The organism is Streptomyces pallidus (ex Mingjun et al. 2026), from assembly GCF_051550185.1.
In the GTDB taxonomy this organism is placed as follows: Bacteria; Actinomycetota; Actinomycetes; order Streptomycetales; family Streptomycetaceae; genus Streptomyces.
Genome location: NZ_CP196181.1, coordinates 5,243,925 through 5,267,122, shown reverse-complemented (window position 1 = coordinate 5,267,122; position 23,198 = coordinate 5,243,925). Strand labels below are relative to the sequence as shown.

Below are 23,198 nucleotides of genomic sequence, written 5' to 3'. Positions count from 1 at the left end.
CCCCCGTACTGCCTCGGCGGCCCAACTGGCGTGGCCGGTAATAGTACGTACGAATCTCGGTCAAGAGTTCCTCAAGCACATGAAGTTCAGGTAACCCTTATGCACCATGCCCACGGTCGGCGGCCGCGGCAAGGCCCTGCGGGGGGCCGCGTTGTTCCGCGCCGCCCCGGGAGGGCAGGATGACGGGCATGACGCACGCGATGCAGAAGGGCTCGAACATCCCGGTGACCACGGTGGCGGTCCGGGCGGTACTGCGCTGGACCGGCGGTCCCGACGTACCGGACGTGGACGCCTCGGCGCTGCTGGTGGGCCCGGACGGACGGGTGCGCTCGGACGGGGACTTCGTCTTCTACAACCAGCCCCGACACCCCTCCGGGTCGGTGTGGCGGCTCGGCAAGAAGCAGGTCGGCGACTCCGTCACCGACGCCGTCCAGGCGGACCTGCGGACGGTGCCCCCGGTGGTGGACCGGATCCTGGTGGTCGCCTCTGCCGAGGACGTGCCGTTCGAGCGGGTCCACGACCTGCGGATCCTGCTGTACGACGCCACCGCGACCGGCGGCGCCGAACCGCTGGCCTACTTCGACGTACGGCCCGAGACCGGCGCCGAGACGGCGCTGATCTGCGGTGAGCTGTACCGCCGGGGCGACGCCTGGAAGTTCCGCGCGCTCGGCGAGGGCTACTCCGACGGGCTGGTGGGGCTGGCGACCGACCACGGGATCTCGGTGGACGAGAACGCCGCCGAGGGCGCCGAGGGCGCGTCCGCCGGCGCGGGCGCAGCCGGACCCACCTCCGAGCAGACGGCCGCGATGCAGCCGCCGACGCCGCCGCCCGGGCACCAGCCGACGCCGCAGACGCAGGCCCCGCCGGCCGCGCAGCCGGCGTACGGGTACCCGCAGCCGGTGTCCCCGGCGCCGGTGCCGGCCCCCGGCGGCGACCCGTCGTTCCGGCTGCCGGTCCAGGGCCCGCAGTTCGTCCGCCGCTGACGCCGACCGGTGGGGGCGGTCAGGCCTTGGCGCTCTTGTAGCCCCGCCCCCACTGCAGGCCCCACCCGTACAGCCGGTCCAGCTCGGCCTGGAACCCGTACACGAACTTCACCTCGCGGCGCACGACCAGCTCGCCCTTGACGTGCTCCAGGGAGACCACCGCGCAGGAGCGGGCCTGCGGGTGGCGCTCCTCCAGGGGGATCTCGATCCGCGGCCCGGTGATCGGGTACAGGGTGACCAGGGCGTGGGTCCGGTCGAAGGCCGGGGTCTCGTCGTAGATGTAGACGAACACCAGCAGCCGCTTGATCTCGTCCGCATGGTCGAGGTTGACGAAGATCGTCTCGCCGGAGGGCGCACCGAACCGGTCGTCGCCGCTGAGCTTCACGTACGGGGGGCTGTTGACGTCGCCCAGGAGGTTGCCCAGCGGCTGGACGACGCCCCGGGTGCCGTCGGCCAGCTCGTACAGACAGCCGATGTCGAGGTCGACGTTGACCACGCCCTGGGTGTGCCCCTGCACCACGTCCGGCTTGAACAGCTTGAAGGGGTGCCGCAGCAGCTGCCCGCTCTGGCCGCTGCGACCGCCGATGTCGGAGCTGCGCATCCGCCAGGACAGGTTGACGCGCAGATTGCCGTGCACGGCCCCCTGCTTGGTCAGCGACACCGTCGGGTGCCGCTTGGTGAGCTCGATCGCCGAAGAGGCGTTGCCCGAGTCGAACTGCAGGGCGCGGCTGCCCCTGATGCCGTCGAAGAATCCCATCCCCTGTCCCCCCTCACTGCCGGGATCCCCTGATCCCCCTGTGGTCCCCGCGCGGGCCCCCGCACGGGCGCGGCTACGCCGACGGGGCGGCCTTCCGGGTCCGTGGACCCAGCAGGCCGCCCCGCATGGAGCGTTCCGCAATACCGCCGCGGTCATGCCTCGGCGGAAGGTCACGCCTCCGCGGAGGCGCCCTCCAGCTCCAGCCGCTTGTTGCGGCGCACGGAGGACCAGAACGAGGCGGCGATCAGGACCACGCCGATGAGACCGGTGATGATCTCGCTGATCTCGTGCTGGATGGTGACGAGCAGGATGACCGCGAGCGCGCCGATCGCGTAGTGCGCGCCGTGCTCCAGGTAGACGTAGTCGTCCAGGGTGCCCTGGCGGACCAGGTAGACCGTGAGCGAGCGGACGTACATGGCACCGATGCCGAGGCCGAGCGCCATCCAGAAGATGTGGTTGGTGATGGCGAAGGCACCGATGACGCCGTCGAAGGAGAAGGAGGCGTCGAGGACCTCGAGGTAGAGGAACAGGAAGAACGCCGCCTTGCCGGCCAGGCCGACCGCGGAGACCTGCTTGCCCGCTGCCTTGGCCTTCTCCTCCTCCTCGTGCTCGCGCTCCTCTTCCTCCTCCAGCTTGTCCTCGAAGTAGGAGGAGAGGCCGCCGACGATCAGGTAGGTGATCAGACCGGCGACGCCGGCGAGCAGGACGGTGGCGGACTTGTCCGCGTGGCCCGTGCTGGTGTGGGCGTTCGTCGCGAAGGTCATCGCGGTGACCAGGAGGGCGATCAGGGCGATGCACACGGAGAGCATGTCGACCTTGCCGAGCTTGGCCAGCGGCCGCTCCAGCCAGGCGAGCCACTTGTGCTCGCGCTCCTCGAAGACGAAGTCGAGGAAGATCATCAAGAGGAACATGCCGCCGAAGGCCGCGATCGCCGGGTGGGCGTCGGTGACCAGCGCCTCGTACTGGTCAGGGTGGTCCAGGGCCAGCTCGATGGCCTCGATCGGGCCCACCTTGGCGCTGATCGCGACGATGGCCACGGGGAACACCAGCCGCATGCCGAAGACCGCGATCAGGACGCCGACCGTCAGGAAGATCTTCTGCCAGAAGGCGTTCATCTTCTTCAGGATTCCGGCGTTGACGACCGCGTTGTCGAAGGACAGCGAGATTTCGAGGATCGACAGGATCAGCACGATCCCGAACGCCTCCCACCCCCACTGCCAAGCGGCGAAGGCAAGGCCGAGCGCCGTGATGGCGAACGACCAGCCGAAGGTTTTCAGAACCACTGGCACCCCATGTTCTCGTACGGCTTTACGAAACGTTGACCCCGAAGTCTAGAGCGATGCCCCTCAGGCCCGACGCGTACCCCTGACCCACTGCCCGGAACTTCCATTCGCCGCCGTACCGGTACACCTCGCCGAAGATCATTGCGGTCTCGGTCGAGGCGTCCTCGGTGAGGTCGTAGCGGGCCAGCTCCTGGCCGTCCGACTCGTTCACCACGCGGATGAAGGCATTGGTGATCTGCCCGAACGTCTGCCGACGGGCGTCCGCCTCGTGGATGGAGACCGGGAAGACGATCTTGTCGACCTCGGTCGGCACCTTGGTCAGGTCGACGATGATCGACTCGTCGTCGCCGTCACCCTCGCCGGTGAGGTTGTCGCCCGTGTGTTCGACGGAACCCTCGGGGCTCTTGAGGTTGTTGTAGAAGACGAAGTACCGGTCCCCCAGGACCCGGCCGTCGCGGCACATCAGCGCGCTGGCGTCGAGGTCGAAGTCGGCCCCTGTCGTCGAACGCGCGTCCCAGCCCAGACCGACCAGGACCCGGGTGAGGTTCGGTGCGGCCTTGGACAGGGAGACGTTGCCCCCCTTGGCGAGTGTGACGCCCATGTTGAAGTCCTCCCCGGACGACGTGGTGGTCGTGGCCCGCCGCGTGGGCGCGGGCGGGCCGGCAGTGCGGTGGCGCAGTGGTCCAGCAGCGCGGTGGTGCGGCAGTGCGGTGGTGCAAGCGCGTCCGGCGCCGTACACGGGGTGTGCACGGCGCCGGACGGGTGAACAGCAGGCGGGATCAGACGTTGACGCCGAAGTCCCGCGCGATGCCGGCCAGGCCGGAGGCGTAACCCTGGCCGATGGCGCGGAACTTCCACTCCGCGCCGTTGCGGTAGAGCTCGCCGAAGACCATGGCGGTCTCGGTCGAGGCGTCCTCGGAGAGGTCGTAGCGGGCGAGCTCGGTGTTGTCCGCCTGGTTCACGACGCGGATGTACGCGTTGCGCACCTGGCCGAAGCTCTGCTGGCGGCTGTCCGCCTCGTAGATCGAAACCGGGAAGACGATCTTGGCGACGTCGGCCGGGACGCCGGCCAGGTTCACCTTGATCGCCTCGTCGTCGCCCTCGCCCTCACCGGTGAGGTTGTCACCGGTGTGCTCGACCGAGCCGTCCGGGCTCTTCAGGTTGTTGAAGAACACGAAGTTCGAGTCGCTGGTGACCTTGCCCTGGTCGTTGGTCAGGATCGCGCTGGCGTCGAGGTCGAAGTCGACACCGGTGGTGGTGCGAGCGTCCCAGCCCAGACCGACGAGCACTGCCGTCAGGTTCGGCGCGGCCTTGGTCAGCGAGACGTTACCGCCCTTGCTGAGGCTGACTCCCACGGGTCCTCCAATGAATTCATGTCCGGGGCGGTGCCCCTGCCGTGCGATGGGGGCCCTCCCAGCGAGGGCTGGGGGAGCTACCGGATCAACGTGCTGATCCTAGTGACGGGTTCCCGCCGGCATACGGTTTTTGCCCGCGGAACCGCCAGGCCGAACGGGAAGGCGGCTCACAGGCTGTCGAGCGCCTTGATGTACTCGTTCAGGTCACGCGCGTCGGGCAGCCCGTTGACGACGGTCCAGCGCACGGTGCCCTCCTTGTCGATGATGAAGGTGCCGCGGACCGCGCAGCCCTTCTCCTCGTCGAAGACGCCGTACGCGCGGGAGGTCTCGCCGTGCGGCCAGAAGTCGGACAGCAGCGGGTAGTCGAGGCCCTCCTTCTCGGCGAAGACGCGCAGGGTCGGCACCGAGTCGTTGGAGACCGCGAGGAGCTGGACGTCGTCGTTCTGGAAGCGGGGCAGCTGGTCGCGCAGCTCGCACAGCTCGCCGGTGCACACACCGGTGAAGGCGAACGGGTAGAACAGCAGCACCACGGCCTTCTCGCCGCGGAAGTCGGCGAGCCGGACGGTGGCGCCGTGGTTGTCCTTGAGCTCGAAGTCCGGGGCCTTGCTGCCGATCTCGATGGCCATCTGTCGCATCCCTTCGTTCCCGCATCCCTGCGTTCGACTGTTCGAGTGAGAGTGCCAGCCTAGGGGCCGGGACCCGCAGACGCACACACCCCGCCGACGGGGGTCGGCGGGGTGTGTTTCCGCTTGGCTGCGGCGCTCGGCTACGGCGCGTCGTTCAGCGCTTGGACTTGGCGGCCTTGGGGGTCACCAGCTTGCTGGCGGCCCACTCCTTGCCGACGCTGACGGGCCTCGTCTGCGACAGGCCGGCGGTCTCGGCGGCCTCGCTGATGTCGCTGGCCTCGACGTAACCGGGACGGCCCGTCTTCGGGGTCAGCAGCAGGATCAGCGCCGCCTCCTCGACCATCTCGGTGGCGTCGACGAGGGCGTCGGTCAGATCGCCGTCCTCGTTGCGGAACCACAGCAGCACCGCGTCGGCCACGTCGTCGTAGTCCTCGTCGACGAGGTCGTTGCCGATCAGTTCCTCGATCTCATCGCGGAACTCCTGATCGACGTCTTCGTCGTAGCCGATCTCCTGGACCACCTGTTCGGACTGGAAACCCAGCCGGGCGGCCAGGCTCTCCGCGTGGTCCGCGGTCGCGCTCACGGGGTGCCTCCTGCTCATGTTCGGTGAATGTTCTTCGGCCGCGCGCGTACGCGCAGCATTGGGCGTAGTCCACACGGGCGCGGCGGATCGCGCAAGTACCCGGCCGCCGGGACCGCCGAAACGGTGACGATTGCGGCCGTCTCGCCGCAACTTTCAGCCTTCCCGCACGGCCCCGTGGTGATTCATCCCACACCATTGCAGCTGATTCGGCATCGCCTGGGAACTTCTTACCTGTTTGAGGGACCGGACATCCTTGCGGACGGGTGATCGCCGGCTACCGGGAGCGATCCGCTGCCGTGCGGTCGCCGGCGTCCTCACCGAATCGCCCGACTCCAGGGATTACCCACTGGTAAAGATGACGATTCCGACCGAGCGTAAGACCATGGGAGGCGGCGAACCAGGCACGACTCCCCTGACAGCGAAGGAACAGCGTGGCTTCCGCATCCGATCGCAACCCGATCATCATTGGCGGCCTGCCGAGCCAGGTCCCGGACTTCGATCCGGAGGAGACGCGGGAGTGGCTCGACTCCCTCGACGCCGCCGTCGACGAACGCGGCCGTGAGCGGGCCCGCTATCTCATGCTGCGCCTGATCGAGCGGGCCCGCGAGCGGCGCGTGGCCGTGCCCGAGATGCGCAGCTCGGACTACGTCAACACGATCGCGACCAAGGACGAGCCGTTCTTCCCCGGCAACGAGGAGATCGAACGCAAGATCCTCAACGCCACCCGGTGGAACGCGGCCGTCATGGTCTCCCGGGCCCAGCGCCCGGGCATCGGCGTCGGCGGCCACATCGCGACCTTCGCCTCCTCGGCCTCCCTCTACGACGTGGGCTTCAACCACTTCTTCCGGGGCAAGGACGAGGGCGACGGCGGCGACCAGATCTTCTTCCAGGGCCACGCCTCCCCCGGCGTCTACGCCCGCGCCTACCTGCTGGACCGGCTCTCCGAGCAGCAGCTCGACGCGTTCCGCCAGGAGAAGTCGAAGGCCCCGTACGGCCTGTCCAGCTACCCGCACCCGCGGCTGATGCCGGACTTCTGGGAGTTCCCGACGGTCTCGATGGGCCTGGGCCCGATCGGCGCCATCTACCAGGCCCGGATGAACCGCTACATGGAGGCGCGCGGCATCGCGGACACCTCCGCATCACACGTTTGGGCGTACCTCGGCGACGGCGAGATGGACGAACCGGAGTCGCTGGGCCAGCTGTCGCTGGCGGCCCGGGAGGGCCTGGACAACCTCACGTTCGTCGTCAACTGCAACCTGCAGCGCCTCGACGGCCCGGTGCGCGGCAACGGCAAGGTCATCCAGGAACTGGAGTCGATCTTCCGCGGGGCCGGCTGGAACGTCATCAAGCTGATCTGGGACCGCTCCTGGGACCCGCTGCTGGCGCAGGACCGCGACGGCATCCTCGTCAACAAGATGAACTCGACGCCGGACGGCCAGTTCCAGACGTACGCCACCGAGACGGGCGGGTACATCCGGGACCACTTCTTCGGCGACGACCAGCGGCTGCGCGCGATGGTCGCGGACATGACCGACGACCAGATCCTGCACCTGGGGCGCGGCGGCCACGACCACCGCAAGATCTACGCGGCGTACGCGGCGGCCCGCGCCCACAAGGGCCAGCCGACGGTGATCCTGGCGAAGACGATCAAGGGCTGGACGCTCGGCCCGAACTTCGAGGGCCGCAACGCCACGCACCAGATGAAGAAGCTGACGGTCGACGACCTCAAGCGCTTCCGCGACCGCCTGCACATCCCCATCACCGACGGGCAGCTGGAGAGCGGCGCCCCGCCGTACTACCACCCGGGCCGCAACTCGCCGGAGATCCAGTACATGCACGACCGCCGCAAGGCGCTGGGCGGCTACGTCCCGACGCGGGTGGTGCGGGCGAAGCCGCTGGAGCTGCCGGACGACAAGGCGTACGCGGCGGTCAAGAAGGGCTCCGGCCAGCAGTCGATCGCGACGACGATGGCCTTCGTCCGGCTGCTGAAGGACCTGATGCGGGACAAGGAGATCGGCCGGCGGTTCGTGCTGATCGCGCCGGACGAGTACCGCACCTTCGGCATGGACTCGTTCTTCCCGAGCGCCAAGATCTACAACCCGCTGGGGCAGCAGTACGAGTCCGTCGACCGCGAGCTGCTGCTCGCGTACAAGGAGTCCCCGACCGGCCAGATGCTCCACGACGGCATCTCGGAGGCGGGCTGCACGGCCTCGCTGATCGCGGCCGGCTCTGCGTACGCGACGCACGGCGAGCCGCTGATCCCGGTCTACGTCTTCTACTCGATGTTCGGTTTCCAGCGCACGGGTGACCAGTTCTGGCAGATGGCCGACCAGCTGGCCCGCGGCTTCGTCCTGGGGGCGACGGCGGGCCGGACCACCCTGACGGGTGAGGGCCTCCAGCACGCCGACGGCCACTCCCAGCTGCTGGCGGCGACGAACCCGGGGTGCGTCGCGTACGACCCGGCCTACGGCTACGAGATCGCGCACATCGTCAAGGACGGCCTGCGGCGCATGTACGGACCCGAGGCCGAGGACGTCTTCTACTACCTGACCGTCTACAACGAGCCGATCCAGCACCCGGCCGAGCCGGCCAACGTCGACGTGGACGGCATCCTCAAGGGCATCCACCGGGTGGCGACGGGCACGTCCGGCTCCGTCCCGGCACAGATCCTGGCCTCGGGCGTGGCGGTGCCGTGGGCCCTGGAGGCACAGCGGATCCTCGCCGAGGAGTGGAACGTCAAGGCGGACGTCTGGTCGGCGACCTCCTGGAACGAGCTGCGCCGCGAGGCCGTCGCGGTGGAGGAGCACAACCTGCTCCACCCGGAGGAGGAGCAGCGCGTTCCGTACGTGACGCGGAAGCTGTCGGCCGGCGACGGCCCGTTCGTCGCGGTCTCGGACTGGATGCGGGCGGTCCCGGACCAGATCGCACGGTGGGTGCCGGGCGCGTACACCTCCCTGGGTGCGGACGGGTTCGGCTTCGCGGACACGCGGGGTGCGGCGCGGCGCTTCTTCCACATCGACGCCCAGTCGGTGGTGCTGGCGGTGCTGACCGAGCTCGCCAAGGCGGGCCGGGTGGACCGCTCCGCGCTGAAGCAGGCCGTGGACCGCTACCGGCTGCTGGACGTGGCCGCCGCCGATCCGGGCGCGGCGGGCGGCGACGCGTAACGGCGGACCGGGAGGGCCCGGGGGGCTGCGGTGACGGTCGGCGGGCCGGGGTGCGGGTGTGCGCCCCGGCCCGCCGCCGTGCGACGGCCTCCGCACCGCCTGCGCCGGCCAGTGAGCTTTACGCGTTCCTTACGATGCTGCGTATGAAGGAACCGTCCCGCCAGCTGCGGTGGGAGCGGCGGAGCCAGACCCCGCTGCTCGTCCTCGCCGTGGCGTTCGCCGTCGCCTACGCCGTACCGATCGTGGTCCCCGACGCGGACGCGCGGGTGCACCGTGCCTGCACGGTCACCGAGTGGGTGGTGTGGGCGTCGTTCGCCTTCGACTACCTGGTGCGGCTGGCCCTGTCGGAGTCCAAGAAGAGCTTCGTCCGCGGGCACTGGCTGGACCTGACCGCGGTGCTGCTGCCGATGATCCAGCCGCTGCGGCTGCTGCGGCTGGTGTCCACCCTGCTGCTGGTGGGCCGGCGGGCCCGGATGGCCCCGCAGATCAGGCTCACCACGTACGTGGCGGGCGCGGTGGTGGGGCTGATGATGTTCGGCTCCCTGGCGGTGCTGAGCGTGGAGCGGGACGCGCCCGACGGCAACATCCGGAACCTGGGCGACGCCGTGTGGTGGAGCTTCACCACGATGACCACCGTCGGGTACGGCGACCACTCCCCCACCACCGGGCTGGGGCGGGTGCTCGCGGTCGGGCTGATGCTCTCCGGGATCGCCCTGCTCGGGGTGGTCACCGCGAACATCGCGGCCTGGTTCATCGCCCGCTTCGAGTTCGACGACCAGGCCGAGCGCGCGCAGACCGCGGCCATCGCCGAGCTGACCGCGGAGGTACGGGCCCTGCGCGCCGAGGTCGCCCGGCTGGGCGGGACCGCCCCGGACGGGCGGACCGGGGCTCCGGCCCAGGGGTCCGAGGCGGCCCCGGCGGCCGCGGTGGCTCCGGCGGCGGGGCCCGCTAGCGTTCCCACACCTTGAAGGCACGCACCAGGTAGGGCGACTCCGGGAGCTGGACCCCGTCACCGGGGTAGGTCTGGAACTCGCCCGTCTCGGCGCACTCGGCCGACTGGTAGGTGGTCACCGGCCGCCCGGTGCGGTTGACGAGGGACTGGACGCTGGTCCCGGCGGGCAGCGCGGTGCAGCTGTTGACGTCCAGGCTGCTCAGCTCGTGGACGTGCCGCTTGCCCTTGAAGTCGGGCTGCGCCCACAGGCACAGCTGCCCGCTCGCGCAGGGCACCGCCCTCTTCGGCGGCGGGCCCGCGGCGTGCGCGGTGGTGGAGGCGCCGGGCAGGAGGGCGGCCAGCACCAGGGCGGCCACGGCCAGGACCGCATGGGCGCGTCCGGAGGTGGCGCGGGCCGTGGCCGTGGCCGTGGCCGTACGGGACGTGGTGCGGGCGGCGGAGGCAGTGAAGGTGCGGGCCAGCGTGACACCTGTGGGGGAACTCGTACGCATGACGGGTCGACTCCTTGTGGACGTGCCGCCCCGGACCTGTTCCGCAGCGGCTCGGCCACCACGCTGACCTGCGCGGACGGTCCGACGGAAGGGGGTTCGGGCGGGTCCACCCTGATAGGCGACAGCCCCGCCGGAACCGTCCGGCGGGGCTGTGGTGCACAGCGGGTTGACGGCGCAGGGCTCAGACGTGGGCCGCGCCCGCCCCCGCGGCGGCGTTCTCACCGCGCTTGGTGAAGCAGGCCACGACCGCGGCGAGGACCGCGACGACGCCGGCGACGGTGAAGGCGGTGCTCATACCGGACACGAAGGTGTCGTGCGCGACCTTGCTGATGGCGTCGGCGACCGGCTGCGGCGCGCCCTGCGGGACGGGTGCGATGCCGACCTGGACCCCCTTCTCGACGAGGGCCTGCTGCTCGGGGGCGAGCGGCGGCAGCTCCGCGGCCCGCCAGTTGTCCCCGAACGAGTCACCGACCGTGCGGGCCATGACGGCGCCGAGGACGGCGGTGCCGAGGCTGCCGCCGACCTGCATGGCGGCCTGCTGGAGCCCGCCGGCCACACCGGACAGCTCCAGCGGGGCGTTGCCGACGATGACCTCGGTGGCGCCGACCATGACGGGGGCGAGCCCCACGCCGAGGAGGCAGAACCACAGCGACATCTCCAGGGTGCCGGTGCCCGGGGTGAGGCCGGACAGCCCGAAGCAGGCGGCGGCCGTGGCGACCATGCCGGCGACGAGCGGGACGCGCGGTCCGACGGCGGTGATGGCGGCGCCGGCCAGCGGCGAGCCGACGATCATCATGCCGGTCAGCGGCAGCAGGTGCAGGCCGCTGTCGACGGGGCTCATGCCGTGCACGTTCTGCAGGTAGAACGTGACGAAGAACAGGCCGCCCATGAAGGCGAACGCCATCAGGACCATGAGCACGGTGCCCGCGGACAGCGGCAGCGAGCGGAACATCCCCAGCGGGATCAGCGGCTCGCCGGCTCTGGCCTCCCAGACGGCGAAGAGCACGAAGCAGAGCACGGACCCGCCGAGGAACAGCACGGTCAGGGTGTCGCCCCAGCCCCATTCCGAGGCCTTGATCAGCGCCCAGACGAGGGAGAACATCCCGAGCGACAGCAGGCCGATGCCGGGGAGGTCGAAGGAGCGCGGGGCGTTCTCGGCGCGGTGGTCGCGCAGGATGACCAGGCCGAAGACCAGGGCGATGACGCCCACGGGTACGTTGACGAAGAAGACGGACTGCCAGTTGACGTGCTCCACGAGCAGTCCGCCGACGATGGGCCCGCCGGCGGTCGAGGCGCCGATGACCATGCCCCAGATGCCGATGGCCATGTTGAGTTTCTCGGCGGGGAAGGTGGCGCGCAGCAGGCCGAGCGCGGCGGGCATCAGCAGGGCGCCGAACAGGCCCTGGGCCACCCGGAAGCCGACGAGGAACTCGACGCTGGAGGACAGGCCGATCGCGGCGGACGCGCCGGCGAAGCCGACGATGCCGAGGAGGAAGGTCTGGCGGTGGCCGAAACGGTCACCGAGCTTGCCGGCGGTGATGAGGGAGACGGCGAGCGCCAGCAGGTAGCCGTTGGTTATCCACTGGACGTCGGAGAGCGAGGCGCCGAGGTCCTTCTGGATCTCGGGGTTGGCGACGGCGACGATCGTGCCGTCCAGCGTGACCATCATGACGCCGATGGCCACGGCGAAGAGGGTCAACCACGGGTGGCCGCGCAGCCCCGACCGGGACGGCGCCCCACCCGGCTCCTTGGCGGGTGTCCGGTCGTCGCGGCCGTCGACGGTGATCTGATGAGTCATGCGAACAGGCTAGTGACAGCGACTGACACTTCACAGACGGCTTAACGGGGCAGCGGCTGTCACGTCGGTCACAGGTACCCTGACCGCTCACTCAGCGTCAGATCGGGCAGGTGGTCCCGGGCGTTGGAAACCCCGCGCCCGGCACCCGAACCGGGCGGAACCAGCCCGGACCCAGCCCGGACCCAGCCTGAACCCAGCCTGAACCCAGCCCGAGACCAGCCTTGGAAGGACTCCCGCGGTGATGACCGACGAGCGGCCGGCCCCGTCGCCCGGACTGCGCGAGCGCAAGAAGCGGCGCACCCGGGACGCGCTGTTGCGCGCCGCCCTCCTCCTCTTCATCTCGCAGGGGTACGAGCACACCACCGTCGACGAGATCACCGACGCCGTGGACGTCTCCCAGCGCACCTTCTTCCGTTACTTCGCCAACAAGGAGGAGGTCGCCTTCGCGGCCCAGGACCTGGCCGAATCCCACCTGCTCGCCGCCCTGCGGGCCCGGCCCGCCTCGGAGGGCCCCCTCGCGGCCCTGCGCGCCGCGACGCGCGACGTGTGGGACACCCTCGGCGAGGCCCTCGCCGACGTCGTCCCGCTCGACCTGTACATGCGCACCTACCAGCTCATCGAGTCGACCCCGGCGCTGCTCGCCGTCCACCTGCGCCGGGGCGCCGAACTGGAGGAGCAGTTGGCCCGGCTGATCGCGGAGCGCGAGGGCCTGGACGTGGACGCCGACCCGCGCCCCCGGGTGGCCGTCGCCGCGTTCTCCGGTGTGATGCGGGTCACCGGACGGCTGTGGGGGCAGGGCGGGGACGCCAGCGTCGCCGCGCTGCGGGACATGACCGACGCGTACCTCGACGGGATCGGCCCGGCACTCGCCGCGGACTGGCGCTGACACACGGTCAGCAGGAGCGGGGGCGATCGTGAGCCGGGTCACGACGGCCGGGGTGCGGCGGGCCGTGTGGTCGTGAGCCCCGTCACCGTGAGCCCCGTCACCGTGTTCCGGCTCACCCCGTGGCCCCCATCACCCTGTGCCTCAGGGCCCGTTCCGGTCTCATACGCTGGTCCCAGTGAACCTGCCCGGCCTTGCCCACCCCACCGCCATCGGCGCCGATCCGCGCCCTGCCGTCCTGCGCATGCTGCTCGCGCTGGCGGTCGTCTTCATCATGCTGGCGACCACCGGCTGGACCGCCGTCCACCGGCCCGATGCCGGCACCTCGCTGCGGGCCGCCGCCCTCACCGCCTGGTCCACGGCCCGGATCGATGGCCGGCTGGTGCCGTCCGCCGACGCCCCGGTGCGCACGGTGGCCCGGTTCTTCGCCGGCATCGACCCCGGCCAGCGGGCCCGGCTCGCCGACGCCCACCCGTTCGTCGTCGGCAACCTCGACGGGGCGCCCGCCGCCCTGCGCTACCGCGCCAACCTGCGCGCCCTCGCGCTGGCGGAGAAGGCCGAGGAGGCCCGCAGCCGCGACGTCAGCCTGACCCCGGCCGACCGCACCGCGGCCGGTCGGCGCGCCCACCGTTTCGCCTCCCTCGCCCAGCCCGGCCGGCAGATCCTCGCCTTCAACCCCACCGGCGGCGGCCGCGTCGCCGAGGTCTTCGGCGACCTCGACCGGGCCGAGCGGGTCTCGGTGATCGTCCCCGGCGTGGACACCGACGTCCTCACCTTCGAGCGCACGCAGCGCCGGCTGACCGCCCCGGTCGGCATGGCGCAGTCGCTGTACGCGGCCGAGCGCGCCGCCGATCCGGGCAGCCGGACCGCGGTCGTCGCCTGGGCCGACTACACCGCCCCGTCCGGAGTCGGCGTGGACGCGGTCACGGGGCGGATGGCGGTGGACGGCGCCGTACGGCTGGAGGCCCTCGCGGCGGCGCTGCCGGGGGACGCGAGCGTGGCGCTGTTCTGCCACAGCTACGGGTCGGTGGTCTGCGGGGTCGCCGCGCACGCGCTGCCCGACCGGGTGACGGACATCGTCGTCGCCGGCAGTCCGGGGATGCGTGCGGGCTCGGTGGCCGAGCTGCGCACCTCGGCGCGGGTGTGGGCCATGCGGGACTCCGACGACTGGATCGCGGACGTGCCGCACCTGGAGGTCGGCGGTGTGGGGCACGGGGCGGACCCGGTGTCGCCGGAGTTCGGCGCGCGGTTGCTGTCCTCGGCCGGGGCCAAGCGGCATACCGGCTATTTCGAGCCAGGCACGAGCTCCCTGGACAACTTCGCCAAAATCGGAACCGCCACCTTCGACTCGGTGGTCTGCGCGACCGGGGACGATGCCTGCCGCCGTGGAATTTCCGGTACAGAAGCGGACCGACACGCGTAGAGTCCCGGAAATCGGGCCCCGCGCCGAGGGGGACGCACAGGGGCGTGTCCCTTTACCATGTGCCGCATGGGTGACGTACTGGCCGGAAATCATGCCGTCTGGGAGTTCGACTCGGACTCGGTGCTCATCTGCTTCACCCGGGGGATGCGAACGCCAAGGCTGTGGAATGCCCTCGGGGAGCGGCGGATCCCCTTCGAGGCGCTCTCCGCGGTGGAGCTCACCGCCCGCTCGGCCACGGGCCGACGGGACGCGGTGGTGCTGCAGGCTGCGCCGAGACCGGGCGCGGACCCGCTGATGGAGGCCGCCGCGGGGCAGCTGCGCGAGGTCTGCGACCCGTACCGCCTGGTGGTGCCGGGTGACCGGGCCGAGCAGGCGCGGGAGTTCGCCGACCGGCTGCGCGAGCGGCTGGGCCCCGAGGCGGACGAGCCGTCCGAACGCTTCCTGGTGCCGGTCGCGGAGCCGCCGCTGCAGCTGAAGGCGTACGACGCGCGCGTCGGCTTCGACGGCTCGGCGGTCAGCTTCCACTGGTCGCGTACGGGTGCCACCGGCACCAAGTGGAAGGCGGGCGACCAGCGTTATCCGCTCGCGGAGCTGGCCGGAGTCGAATGGCGTTCGCCGGAGGGGCCGGGCGGCCACCTGCGGCTCATACGCCGGGACGGCACCGGGGCCGACCCGCGGCCGGACCACGACCTGGCCGCCGCCGTCTTCGGCACCGGGTACGGGGCCGTGCACGAGTCGCTGCCGTTCGCCGCGGCCGTGCTGGCCGCGCTGCGCGTGCGCACCCCGGTCGCCTCCGTGCCGGCGCCGCGCGCGGACGAGCGCCTGCACCACCTGAGCGAGCTGCACAGCGCGGGCCTGCTGACGGACGCGGAGTACTCGGCCCTGCGGGATCGTTTCACCATCGACCTCCCCGGGGCGTAGCCCCCGGGGAGGTCGCGGCGCCGGCCCGCGTCTGCGGCTACCCCTCGCGGGCCGCCGAGGTGAAGGTCATGTCCGGGTAGCGGTCCCCCGCCACCTGCCCGGCGATCGGCTCCAGCAGGGCCAGCTCCGGCCCGGTGAGCGTGATCCGGGTCGCCGCGGTGTTCTCCGCGAGCCGCTCCGGCCTGCGGGTGCCCGGGATCGGGACCACGGTCAGCGTGTGCACCTGCGCCCGCTGCTGCACCCAGGCCAGCGCGATCTGCGCCGGGGTGGCCCCGTGGGCCCGCGCGACCTGCCGCACCGGCTCCAACAGCGCAGCGTTGGCCTTGGCGTTGTCGCCGGTGAACCGCGGCTGGAAGAGCCGGAAGTCGCCCTCGGACAGCTCCGCCGCGTCCGCGAAGGCGCCGGTCAGGAAGCCGCGGCCGAGCGGGGAGTACGGCACGAAGGCCACGCCCAGCTCCGCCGCCGCGGCCACCGCGCTGCGCTCCACGTCCCGGCTGAACAGGGACCACTCCGACTGGAGCGCGGCGATCGGGTGCACCGCGTACGCCTCGCGCAGCTCCCGCCCGGTGACCTCGCTGAGCCCCAGGTGGCGCACCTTGCCCTCCTGCACCAGCTCCGCCATGGCTCCCACGGATTCGGCCAGCGGGACCTCCGGGTCGCGGCGGTGCATGTAGTACAGGTCGATCACCTCGGTGCCGAGCCGCCTCAGGCTGTCCTCCGCCGCGCGGCGGATGTAGGTCCGGTCGTTGCGTATGCCGCGGTGGTGCGGGTCGTCGGTGCGCTCGATGCCGAACTTGGTGGCGAGGGTCAGCTCCTCGCGGTGCGCGGCGACGAAGGGTGCGAGGAACTCCTCGTTGCGGCCCCGCCCGTAGACGTCCGCGGTGTCGAAGAGGGTGACCCCGGTGTCGAGCGCCGCCCCGAGCGTGGCGCGGGCCGCCGCCTCGTCCGTCTCCCCGTAGAACTCGCTCATGCCCATGCAGCCGAGGCCCTGGACGCCGACGCGCGGGCCACCCTTGCCGAGTTCGACCTGTTCGATGGTGCTGTTCTGCGTCACTGCTGTGCCGCCTTCCCCGTGTAGAGCTCGATCTTGAAGTCCAGTACGGCGAGCGCGTCGCCGAGTTCCGCGATCCGCGCCCGCACCTCGCGCCGGGTCCGCTCCAGGAGCTCGCGCCGCCGGTCGACGGTGTGCTCCCCCTCGCGGACCAGTTCGGCGTAGGTCACCATGTCGGCCACCGACATCCCGGTGGCGCGCAGCTTGCCCACGAAGGACAGCCATTGCAGGTCGGCGTCGCTGAACCGCCGCTGTCCCGAGTGGGAGCGGTCCACGTGCGGCATCAGGCCGATGCGCTCGTACCAGCGCAGGGTGTGCTGGCTCAGCCCGGTCAGGGCCTCGACCTCGCTGATCGTGTACCGCGTCTGCGTCCCTGTCAGGCTCATGGCGACCACGCTAGAACCCTTGAGTGCACTCCAAGCAAGTAGGCTCGGCGGCATGGAGAGCGTGGAGACCCTGGACAGCCTGCGGATCATCGACACCTGGCCGGTACCGACCGCCGCGGCGGCCGTCGTCCGGGCCGACGGGAGCCTGGCGGGCTCCCACGGACCCGTCGACCACCGGTTCGCACTGGCCTCGGTGACCAAGCCGCTCGCGGCGTACGCCGCGCTCGTCGCGTACGAGGAGGGGGCCGTCGAGCTGGACGAGCCCGCGGGCCCCGAGGGTTCCACGATCCGTCACCTGCTGGCGCACACCAGCGGTCTGGCCTTCGACGAGCACCGGGTCATGGCCCCGCCCGGGACGCGCCGGCTGTACTCGAACGCCGGCTTCGAGGTGCTCGGCGACCACATCACCAAGGCCACCGGCATCCCCTTCGCCGAGTACGTGCACCAGGCGGTGTTCGAGCCGCTGGGCATGGCCTCGACCACCCTGGAGGGCTCGCCCGCCAAGGACGGCGTCTCCACCGTGTCGGACCTGGTCCGCTTCGCCGCCGAGCTGCAGGCGCCCCGCCTGCTCGACCCGCGCACGGTCGCCGAGGCCACCACCGTGGTCCACCCCGGCCTCAAGGGCGTGCTCCCCGGCTACGGGCACCAGTCCCCGAACGACTTCGGGCTGGGCGTGGAGATCCGCGGCACCAAGAGCCCGCACTGGACGGGCGCCTCCTCCTCACCGGCCACATTCGGACACTTCGGCCAGGCCGGCACGTTCCTGTGGGTGGACCCCGCCCTGCGCGCCGCCTGCGTGGCGCTGACGGACCGCGCCTTCGGCCCGTGGGCCGTGGAGGCCTGGCCCGGGTTCACGGACGGGGTCGTCGCCGAGCTCTCCGGTCCGCTCTACCGCTGAGCGGACCGCAGGACTACGGGAGCTCCCAGATCAGCAGCTCCCCCGGGGACCCCGCCACCGCCTGGAGGCCCTGCTCCCCGGTGATGCGCGCCGAATCCCCGGGCCCGAGCTCCACGCCGTCCAGCCGCAGGTCGCCGCGGACCACGTGCAGGTAGACCCGCTCCGCGGCGGGAACGGCGACGTGCTCACCGGCGCCCGGCCGCCGCACGTGCAGGACGGCCCCGGCCGCGGGGACCTCGTACGGGGTGCCGTCGGCGAGGCCGCGGACGAGCCGGTACGCGGGCTCCCCGCCGGGGACCAGCGGCGCGAGCCACGTCTGCACGAAGCGCAGCGGCTCCGCGCCGTCGTTGCGTTCGACGTGCCGGGCACCGGACCCGGCGCCGAGGTGCTGGACGTCGCCGGGGCGGATCACTGCCTCCTCGCCGGTGCTGCCCTTGTGCGTCAGCTCACCCTCGACGACCCAGGTGACGATCTCGGTGTGGCTGTGCGGGTGCTCGTCGAAGCCGGCGCCCGGGGCGAGGGCCTCCTCGTTGCAGGCGAGGACCGGGCCGAAGCGCAGGTTGTCCGGGTCGTAGAAGCTGCCGAAGGAGAAGGCGTGCCGGGTGGTGATCCCCGCCTCGGGGTCCCCGCCCGGGTACCGGTCGGCACCGCGGCGTACATCAATCATGGGCCCACGGTAGACCTTGGGTATGAGGGCGCACTCCGCGACGCCGTCCCGATAAGGCAGTCTTGTCCCGTGCCCCAACCCGAACGTGAGCATTCCCCCGCGCATCCCGCTGCCGCCCATCCGCATGCCGCGACGCTGCGGCGACTGGAGAGGTCCTCCGGCCGGCTCGCCGCCAACGCCATCGCGCGCATGGACGAGACCCTGCCGTGGTACCGGGCGATGCCCCCGGAGAACCGGTCCTGGATCGGCCTGGTCGCCCAGGCCGGTATCGCCGCGTTCACCGAATGGTTCCGGCACCCCGAGACCCCGCAGGCGATCTCCACCGACGTGTTCGGGACGGCGCCGCGCGAGCTGACCCGGGCGATCACGCTGCGCCAGACCGTGGAGATGGTCCGCACCACGATCGAGGTCATGGAGGCCGCGATCGAGGAGGTGGCTGCTCCGGGCGACGAGTCGATCCTGCGCGAGGCGCTGCTGGTGTACGCGCGGGAGATCGCGTTCGCGACGGCCCAGGTGTACGCGCAGGCCGCCGAGGCCCGCGGCGCCTGGGACGCCCGGCTGGAGTCCCTGGTGGTCAACGCGGTGCTCTCCGGGGAGGCCGACGAGGGCGCGCTCTCGCGGGCCGCGGCCCTCGGCTGGAACTCACCGGAGCACGTCTGCGTGGTGCTCGGCACCGCACCGGAGGGCGACAGCGAGCTGACGGTCGAGGCGATCCGGCGGGCCGCCCGGCACCACAAGCTCCAGGTGCTCACCGGTGTGCTCGGCGACCGCCTGGTGGTGGTCGCAGGCGGCAGCGACAACCCGCTGCAGGTGGCGAAGTCGCTGATCGGGCCGTTCGCGGCGGGCCCGGTGGTGGCCGGCCCGGTGGTCGGGGACCTGCTGAACGCGACCCGGTCCGCGCAGGCGGCCGCGGCCGGTCTGAAGGCCTGCTCGGCCTGGCAGGACGCCCCGCGGCCGGTGCTCGCGGACGATCTCCTGCCGGAGCGCGCGATCGCCTCGGATCCCTCCGCCCGGGAGCAGCTGGTGGAGGAGATCTACAGACCGCTGGAGGAGGCGGGGTCGGCGCTGCTGGAGACGCTCAGCGTCTACCTGGAGCAGGCGAGCAGTCTCGAAGGGGCCGCGCGGATGCTGTTCGTGCACCCGAACACGGTGCGCTACCGGCTCCGACGTGTGACCGATGTCACCGGCTGGTCGCCTTCTGATGTCCGCTCGGCGTTCACACTGAGGATCGCCCTGATCCTCGGGCGCCTGGCCGACAACGATCAGCAGCCCTAGACTTTTGTTGGACTTCAACAATTACCCTGACGGTTCTTGGTCCCTGTCCCCACGGGCGGCTGGGACCCTCGACAAGAGAGAGTGTGAGGGTGCTCGTACTCGTCGCTCCCGGCCAAGGCGCACAGACGCCCGGCTTCCTGACCCCCTGGCTCGAACTGCCCGGCGCCGCTGACCGCGTCGCCGAGTGGTCGGACGCCATCGGGCTCGACCTTGCCCACTACGGCACGAAGGCGGACGCGGACGAGATCCGCGACACGGCCGTGGCCCAGCCGCTGCTGGTCGCCGCGGGACTGCTCTCCGCTTCGGCGCTGGGTTCCCGTACGGCCTTCGGTGCCGTAGCGGGCCACAGCGTCGGCGAGATCACCGCTGCCGCCTGCGCGGGTGTGCTCTCCGAGACCGACGCGCTGTCGTTCGTGCGGACCCGGGGTCTGGCGATGGCCGAGGCCGCAGCCGTCACCGAGACCGGCATGGCCGCGGTGCTGGGCGGTGACCGCGACGTGGTCGTCGCGCACCTGGAGAAGCTGGGCCTGACCCCGGCCAACATCAACGGCGCGGGCCAGATCGTGGCCGCCGGCACCAAGGAGCAGATCGACGCCCTGGTCGCCGAGAAGCCCGAGGGCTCGACGAAGGTCGTCGCACTGAACGTCGCGGGCGCCTTCCACACGCACCACATGGCTCCCGCGGTCGCGACGCTGGGCGAGGCCGCCAAGGCCCTCGCGCCGGCCGACCCGGCGCTGACGTACGTGTCGAACAAGGACGGTCAGGTCGTCGCCTCGGGCGCCGAGGTCGTCGCCCGTCTGGTGGGCCAGGTCGCGAACCCGGTCCGTTGGGACCTGTGCATGGAGAGGTTCGCCGAGCTCGGTGTCACCGGGATCGTCGAGCTGAGCCCGGGCGGCACCCTGACGGGGCTGGCCAAGCGCGCGCTCAAGGGCGTGCCGAACGTGGCCCTGAAGACCCCGGACGACCTCGCGAAGGCCGCGGCGCTCGTCGCCGAGCAGTCGGCCTGAGAGAAGGAGCCCACACAGCATGTCGAAGATCAAGCCTGCCCAGGGCTCCCCGTACGCCCGCATCATCGGCGTCGGCGGCTACCGCCCGTCCCGGGTCGTCCCCAACGACGTCATCCTGGAGAAGATCGACTCGTCCGACGAGTGGATCCGTTCCCGCTCGGGCATTTCGAGCCGGCACTGGGCCTCGCCCGAGGAGACCGTCGCCGCGATGTCGGTGGAGGCCTCCGGCAAGGCGCTGGCCGCTGCCGGGGTCTCCCCCGAGCAGATCGGCGCCGTGATCGTCTCCACGGTCTCGCACTTCCGGCAGACCCCCGCGGTCGCGACCGAGATCGCCCACCGGATCGGCGCGGTCAAGCCGGCCGCGTTCGACATCTCGGCGGGCTGCGCCGGCTTCGGCTACGGCCTGACCCTGGCCAAGGGCCTCGTCGTCGAGGGCTCGGCTCAGTACGTGCTGGTCATCGGCGTGGAGCGACTGTCGGACCTGACCGACCTGGAGGACCGCGCGACGGCCTTCCTGTTCGGTGACGGCGCCGGCGCCGTGGTCGTCGGCCCCTCGGACGTGCCGGCCATAGGCCCCACGGTGTGGGGCTCGGAGGGCGACAAGTCCGAGACGATCAAGCAGACCGTGCCGTGGGACGAGTACCTCGGCAAGGACGCCGGGGAGAAGTTCCCGGCCATCACGCAGGAGGGCCAGGCGGTGTTCCGCTGGGCCGTCTTCGAGATGGCCAAGGTGGCCCAGCAGGCGCTCGACGCCGCCGGGATCACCCCGGACGACCTGGACGTCTTCATCCCGCACCAGGCCAACATGCGGATCATCGACTCGATGGTGAAGACCCTCAAGCTGCCGGAGCACGTCACGGTCGCCCGTGACGTGGAAACCACCGGCAACACGTCGGCCGCCTCGATCCCGCTCGCGATGGAGCGGCTCCTGGCGACCGGAGCGGCGAAGAGCGGCGACACCGCGCTCGTCATCGGCTTCGGGGCGGGGCTCGTCTACGCCGCGACGGTCGTTACCCTCCCCTAGGACCCGGAACCACATCCGGGCCTGTTCCACCGCAGTCAGCTACAGAAGGAGCGCCACATGGCCGCCACGCAGGAAGAGATCGTCGAGGGTCTGGCGGAGATCGTCAACGAGATCGCCGGTATCCCCGTCGAGGACGTCGAGGTCGACAAGTCGTTCACCGACGACCTGGACGTCGACTCCCTGTCCATGGTCGAGGTCGTCGTCGCCGCCGAAGAGCGCTTCGACGTCAAGATCCCGGACGAGGACGTCAAGGGTCTGCGGACCGTTGGTGACGCCGCCGACTACATCCTGAAGCACCAGGCCTGAGCCTGACGAGCGTTTGTCGCCACCCGGCGGTGGCGCCGTGACAATTCAGCACCCCCTGAGACGTGGAGAAAGAATTCCTGTGAGCCCGACCAATCGCACCGTGGTCGTCACCGGTATCGGCGCAACCACTCCGCTGGGTGGCGACAGCGCTTCGACCTGGGAAGGTCTGCTCGCCGGCCGTTCCGGCGTCAAGCCCCTGGAGGGCGAGCGATTCGCCGAACTCCCGGTCCGCATTGCCGCACCGGTCGCAGTCGACCCGAGCGAAGTCCTTCCGAAGCCGCTCGCGCGCAAGCTGGACCGCTCGGCCCAGTTCGCCGTCATCGCGGCCCGCGAGGCATGGGCCGACGCCGGCTTCAAGGCCCCGGCCGGCGAGGACGAGTCCGTCGCGCCGGACCGCCTCGGCACCGTGATCGCCTCCGGCATCGGCGGTGTCACCACTCTGCTCGACCAGTACGACGTACTGAAGGAAAAGGGTGTGCGCCGGGTCTCCCCGCACACCGTCCCCATGCTCATGCCGAACGGCCCGTCGGCCAACGTCGGCCTGGAGGTCAACGCCCAGGCGGGCGTGCACACTCCGGTCAGCGCCTGCGCCTCCGGCGCCGAGGCCATCGGCTACGCCGTCGAGATGATCCGCACCGGCCGTGCCGACGTGGTCGTCGCGGGCGGCACCGAGGCGGCGATCCACCCGCTGCCGATCGCCGCGTTCGCCAACATGATGGCGATGTCCAAGAACAACGAGAACCCGCAGCACGCCTCCCGCCCGTACGACAAGGGCCGTGACGGCTTCGTCCTCGGCGAGGGCGCGGGCGTCGTGATCCTGGAGTCCGCGGAGCACGCCGCCGCGCGCGGTGCCCGCGTCTACTGCGAGGTGCTGGGCCAGGGCCTGTCCGCGGACAGCCACCACATCGCGCAGCCGGAGCCGACCGGCCGCGGTGTCGCCGCCGCCGTGCAGAACCTGCTCGACAACACCGGCCTGGACCCGGCCGAGCTGGTCCACGTCAACGCGCACGCCACGTCCACCCCGCAGGGTGACACGGCCGAGGTGAAGGCCCTGCGCAAGGTCCTGGGCGACGACCTCGACCACGTCGCGATCTCCGCGACCAAGTCGATGACCGGCCACCTGCTGGGCGGCGCCGGCGGTATCGAGACCGTCGCGACCGTGCTGGCGGTCTACCACCGGACGGCCCCGCCGACCATCAACATCGACGAGCTGGACGAGGACATCACCGCGGACATCGTCCGCGGTGAGCCGCGCAAGCTGCCCGCCGAGGGCCCGATCGCCGCGATCAACAACTCGTTCGGCTTCGGCGGCCACAACGTCACGCTGGGCTTCCGCAGCGTCTGAGCCCGAGGGGGCGCCGTCCG

At 71.4% G+C, this 23,198-nt stretch carries 23 protein-coding genes; 12 read left to right on the top strand and 11 right to left on the bottom strand.

Going from position 1 to position 23,198, the window contains the following annotated elements; translation table 11 throughout:
• The first annotated feature begins 188 nt into the window (after window positions 1-188).
• Window positions 189-983 carry a TerD family protein gene (locus ACSHWO_RS23295; RefSeq protein WP_438314477.1) on the top strand — a complete coding sequence of 265 codons (795 nt, stop codon included), beginning with the start codon at window positions 189-191 and terminating at the stop codon, window positions 981-983.
• Between the two features lie 19 nt (window positions 984-1,002).
• On the opposite strand, the gene ACSHWO_RS23290 is transcribed toward ACSHWO_RS23295, so the two are convergent.
• From ACSHWO_RS23290 to ACSHWO_RS23265, 6 genes are all read right to left on the bottom strand, one after another.
• On the bottom strand, window positions 1,003-1,740 hold the full coding sequence (locus ACSHWO_RS23290; protein WP_385841892.1) for a TerD family protein: 738 nt from the start codon (window positions 1,738-1,740) through the stop codon (window positions 1,003-1,005).
• Window positions 1,741-1,910: 170 nt separating this feature from the next.
• Entirely contained in the window at window positions 1,911-3,023 is a 1,113-nt protein-coding gene (locus ACSHWO_RS23285; RefSeq protein ID WP_361083646.1) for a DUF475 domain-containing protein, read from the bottom strand.
• Window positions 3,024-3,048: 25 nt separating this feature from the next.
• Window positions 3,049-3,624 carry a TerD family protein gene (locus ACSHWO_RS23280; RefSeq protein ID WP_361083649.1) on the bottom strand — a complete coding sequence of 192 codons (576 nt, stop codon included), beginning with the start codon at window positions 3,622-3,624 and terminating at the stop codon, window positions 3,049-3,051.
• Window positions 3,625-3,802: 178 nt separating this feature from the next.
• Window positions 3,803-4,378 carry a TerD family protein gene (locus ACSHWO_RS23275; RefSeq protein ID WP_361083652.1) on the bottom strand — a complete coding sequence of 192 codons (576 nt, stop codon included), beginning with the start codon at window positions 4,376-4,378 and terminating at the stop codon, window positions 3,803-3,805.
• A gap of 167 nt (window positions 4,379-4,545) precedes the next feature.
• A complete protein-coding gene (locus ACSHWO_RS23270) occupies window positions 4,546-5,004 on the bottom strand; it encodes a peroxiredoxin (RefSeq protein WP_361083655.1) in 459 nt (152 codons plus the stop codon).
• Window positions 5,005-5,158: 154 nt separating this feature from the next.
• Window positions 5,159-5,587 (bottom strand): DUF3052 domain-containing protein, encoded by a 429-nt coding sequence (locus ACSHWO_RS23265; protein WP_361083658.1) that lies wholly within the window; start codon window positions 5,585-5,587, stop codon window positions 5,159-5,161.
• A 431-nt stretch (window positions 5,588-6,018) separates the two neighbouring features.
• Between ACSHWO_RS23265 and aceE the strand changes: the two genes are divergently transcribed.
• The gene (gene aceE, locus ACSHWO_RS23260) at window positions 6,019-8,751 is read left to right on the top strand and encodes a pyruvate dehydrogenase (acetyl-transferring), homodimeric type (protein WP_361083661.1); all 2,733 of its coding nucleotides are present in this window, start codon (window positions 6,019-6,021) and stop codon (window positions 8,749-8,751) included.
• A gap of 143 nt (window positions 8,752-8,894) precedes the next feature.
• Window positions 8,895-9,719: a potassium channel family protein gene (locus tag ACSHWO_RS23255; RefSeq protein ID WP_385841913.1), complete on the top strand. Its 825-nt coding sequence runs from the start codon at window positions 8,895-8,897 to the stop codon at window positions 9,717-9,719.
• On the opposite strand, the gene ACSHWO_RS23250 is transcribed toward ACSHWO_RS23255, so the two are convergent.
• Together ACSHWO_RS23250 and ACSHWO_RS23245 are read right to left on the bottom strand one after the other, a co-directional pair.
• On the bottom strand, window positions 9,700-10,194 hold the full coding sequence (locus ACSHWO_RS23250; RefSeq protein ID WP_438314470.1) for a peptidase inhibitor family I36 protein: 495 nt from the start codon (window positions 10,192-10,194) through the stop codon (window positions 9,700-9,702). The genes ACSHWO_RS23255 and ACSHWO_RS23250 overlap by 20 nt on opposite strands.
• A 181-nt stretch (window positions 10,195-10,375) precedes the next feature.
• Window positions 10,376-11,992 (bottom strand): MFS transporter, encoded by a 1,617-nt coding sequence (locus ACSHWO_RS23245; protein ID WP_438314467.1) that lies wholly within the window; start codon window positions 11,990-11,992, stop codon window positions 10,376-10,378.
• A gap of 241 nt (window positions 11,993-12,233) precedes the next feature.
• Here ACSHWO_RS23245 and ACSHWO_RS23240 point away from each other — a divergent pair, with 241 nt between their 5' ends.
• The 3 genes from ACSHWO_RS23240 to ACSHWO_RS23230 all read left to right on the top strand — a co-directional run bounded on the left by ACSHWO_RS23240 (window position 12,234) and on the right by ACSHWO_RS23230 (window position 15,219).
• Window positions 12,234-12,878, top strand: a complete 645-nt coding sequence (locus ACSHWO_RS23240; protein ID WP_438314464.1) for a TetR/AcrR family transcriptional regulator — start codon at window positions 12,234-12,236, stop codon at window positions 12,876-12,878.
• 241 nt (window positions 12,879-13,119) lie between these two features.
• Window positions 13,120-14,298, top strand: coding sequence for an alpha/beta hydrolase (locus ACSHWO_RS23235; RefSeq protein ID WP_438319247.1), 1,179 nt, complete (start codon window positions 13,120-13,122; stop codon window positions 14,296-14,298).
• Between the two features lie 66 nt (window positions 14,299-14,364).
• Window positions 14,365-15,219 carry a DUF4429 domain-containing protein gene (locus ACSHWO_RS23230; RefSeq protein WP_385841930.1) on the top strand — a complete coding sequence of 285 codons (855 nt, stop codon included), beginning with the start codon at window positions 14,365-14,367 and terminating at the stop codon, window positions 15,217-15,219.
• A 37-nt stretch (window positions 15,220-15,256) separates the two neighbouring features.
• Here the strand turns inward: ACSHWO_RS23230 and ACSHWO_RS23225 are convergent, their stop codons facing one another.
• Both ACSHWO_RS23225 and ACSHWO_RS23220 read right to left on the bottom strand, forming a co-directional pair.
• On the bottom strand, window positions 15,257-16,273 hold the full coding sequence (locus ACSHWO_RS23225) for an aldo/keto reductase (protein ID WP_438314460.1): 1,017 nt from the start codon (window positions 16,271-16,273) through the stop codon (window positions 15,257-15,259).
• Window positions 16,270-16,656: a MerR family transcriptional regulator gene (locus tag ACSHWO_RS23220; protein ID WP_361083682.1), complete on the bottom strand. Its 387-nt coding sequence runs from the start codon at window positions 16,654-16,656 to the stop codon at window positions 16,270-16,272. The genes ACSHWO_RS23225 and ACSHWO_RS23220 overlap by 4 nt, the downstream gene beginning before the upstream one ends.
• A 70-nt stretch (window positions 16,657-16,726) precedes the next feature.
• Here ACSHWO_RS23220 and ACSHWO_RS23215 point away from each other — a divergent pair, with 70 nt between their 5' ends.
• Complete coding sequence (locus tag ACSHWO_RS23215; RefSeq protein WP_438319245.1) at window positions 16,727-17,554, top strand: serine hydrolase domain-containing protein; 828 nt, start codon at window positions 16,727-16,729, stop codon at window positions 17,552-17,554.
• A 13-nt stretch (window positions 17,555-17,567) separates the two neighbouring features.
• Here ACSHWO_RS23215 and ACSHWO_RS23210 read toward each other — a convergent pair whose 3' ends face one another.
• Complete coding sequence (locus tag ACSHWO_RS23210) at window positions 17,568-18,221, bottom strand: pirin family protein (RefSeq protein ID WP_361083685.1); 654 nt, start codon at window positions 18,219-18,221, stop codon at window positions 17,568-17,570.
• A 69-nt stretch (window positions 18,222-18,290) separates the two neighbouring features.
• Between ACSHWO_RS23210 and ACSHWO_RS23205 the strand changes: the two genes are divergently transcribed.
• The 5 genes from ACSHWO_RS23205 to fabF all read left to right on the top strand — a co-directional run bounded on the left by ACSHWO_RS23205 (window position 18,291) and on the right by fabF (window position 23,178).
• Window positions 18,291-19,496, top strand: coding sequence for a PucR family transcriptional regulator (locus tag ACSHWO_RS23205; RefSeq protein WP_361083688.1), 1,206 nt, complete (start codon window positions 18,291-18,293; stop codon window positions 19,494-19,496).
• A gap of 89 nt (window positions 19,497-19,585) precedes the next feature.
• Entirely contained in the window at window positions 19,586-20,503 is a 918-nt protein-coding gene (locus ACSHWO_RS23200; protein ID WP_361083691.1) for an ACP S-malonyltransferase, read from the top strand.
• A 19-nt stretch (window positions 20,504-20,522) separates the two neighbouring features.
• Window positions 20,523-21,527, top strand: coding sequence for a ketoacyl-ACP synthase III (locus ACSHWO_RS23195; protein WP_361083694.1), 1,005 nt, complete (start codon window positions 20,523-20,525; stop codon window positions 21,525-21,527).
• 57 nt (window positions 21,528-21,584) lie between these two features.
• Complete coding sequence (locus ACSHWO_RS23190; RefSeq protein ID WP_361083696.1) at window positions 21,585-21,833, top strand: acyl carrier protein; 249 nt, start codon at window positions 21,585-21,587, stop codon at window positions 21,831-21,833.
• A 79-nt stretch (window positions 21,834-21,912) separates the two neighbouring features.
• Window positions 21,913-23,178 (top strand): beta-ketoacyl-ACP synthase II, encoded by a 1,266-nt coding sequence (fabF, locus tag ACSHWO_RS23185; protein ID WP_438314453.1) that lies wholly within the window; start codon window positions 21,913-21,915, stop codon window positions 23,176-23,178.
• The last annotated feature ends 20 nt before the right edge of the window (window positions 23,179-23,198 follow it).

Bases quoted from the DNA above. Each gene is read 5' to 3' on its own strand.
- ACSHWO_RS23290 (WP_385841892.1), bottom strand. From the start codon at position 1,740: ATGGGATTCTTCGACGGCATCAGGGGCAGCCGCGCCCTGCAGTTCGAC.
- ACSHWO_RS23190 (WP_361083696.1), top strand. From the start codon at position 21,585: ATGGCCGCCACGCAGGAAGAGATCGTCGAGGGTCTGGCGGAGATCGTC.
- ACSHWO_RS23235 (WP_438319247.1), top strand. From the start codon at position 13,120: ATGCTGCTCGCGCTGGCGGTCGTCTTCATCATGCTGGCGACCACCGGC.
- ACSHWO_RS23195 (WP_361083694.1), top strand. From the start codon at position 20,523: ATGTCGAAGATCAAGCCTGCCCAGGGCTCCCCGTACGCCCGCATCATC.
- ACSHWO_RS23240 (WP_438314464.1), top strand. From the start codon at position 12,234: ATGACCGACGAGCGGCCGGCCCCGTCGCCCGGACTGCGCGAGCGCAAG.
- ACSHWO_RS23210 (WP_361083685.1), bottom strand. From the start codon at position 18,221: ATGATTGATGTACGCCGCGGTGCCGACCGGTACCCGGGCGGGGACCCC.
- ACSHWO_RS23255 (WP_385841913.1), top strand. From the start codon at position 8,895: ATGAAGGAACCGTCCCGCCAGCTGCGGTGGGAGCGGCGGAGCCAGACC.
- ACSHWO_RS23220 (WP_361083682.1), bottom strand. From the start codon at position 16,656: ATGAGCCTGACAGGGACGCAGACGCGGTACACGATCAGCGAGGTCGAG.
- ACSHWO_RS23250 (WP_438314470.1), bottom strand. From the start codon at position 10,194: ATGCGTACGAGTTCCCCCACAGGTGTCACGCTGGCCCGCACCTTCACT.
- ACSHWO_RS23280 (WP_361083649.1), bottom strand. From the start codon at position 3,624: ATGGGCGTCACACTCGCCAAGGGGGGCAACGTCTCCCTGTCCAAGGCC.
- ACSHWO_RS23245 (WP_438314467.1), bottom strand. From the start codon at position 11,992: ATGACTCATCAGATCACCGTCGACGGCCGCGACGACCGGACACCCGCC.
- ACSHWO_RS23270 (WP_361083655.1), bottom strand. From the start codon at position 5,004: ATGGCCATCGAGATCGGCAGCAAGGCCCCGGACTTCGAGCTCAAGGAC.
- ACSHWO_RS23295 (WP_438314477.1), top strand. From the start codon at position 189: ATGACGCACGCGATGCAGAAGGGCTCGAACATCCCGGTGACCACGGTG.
- ACSHWO_RS23230 (WP_385841930.1), top strand. From the start codon at position 14,365: ATGGGTGACGTACTGGCCGGAAATCATGCCGTCTGGGAGTTCGACTCG.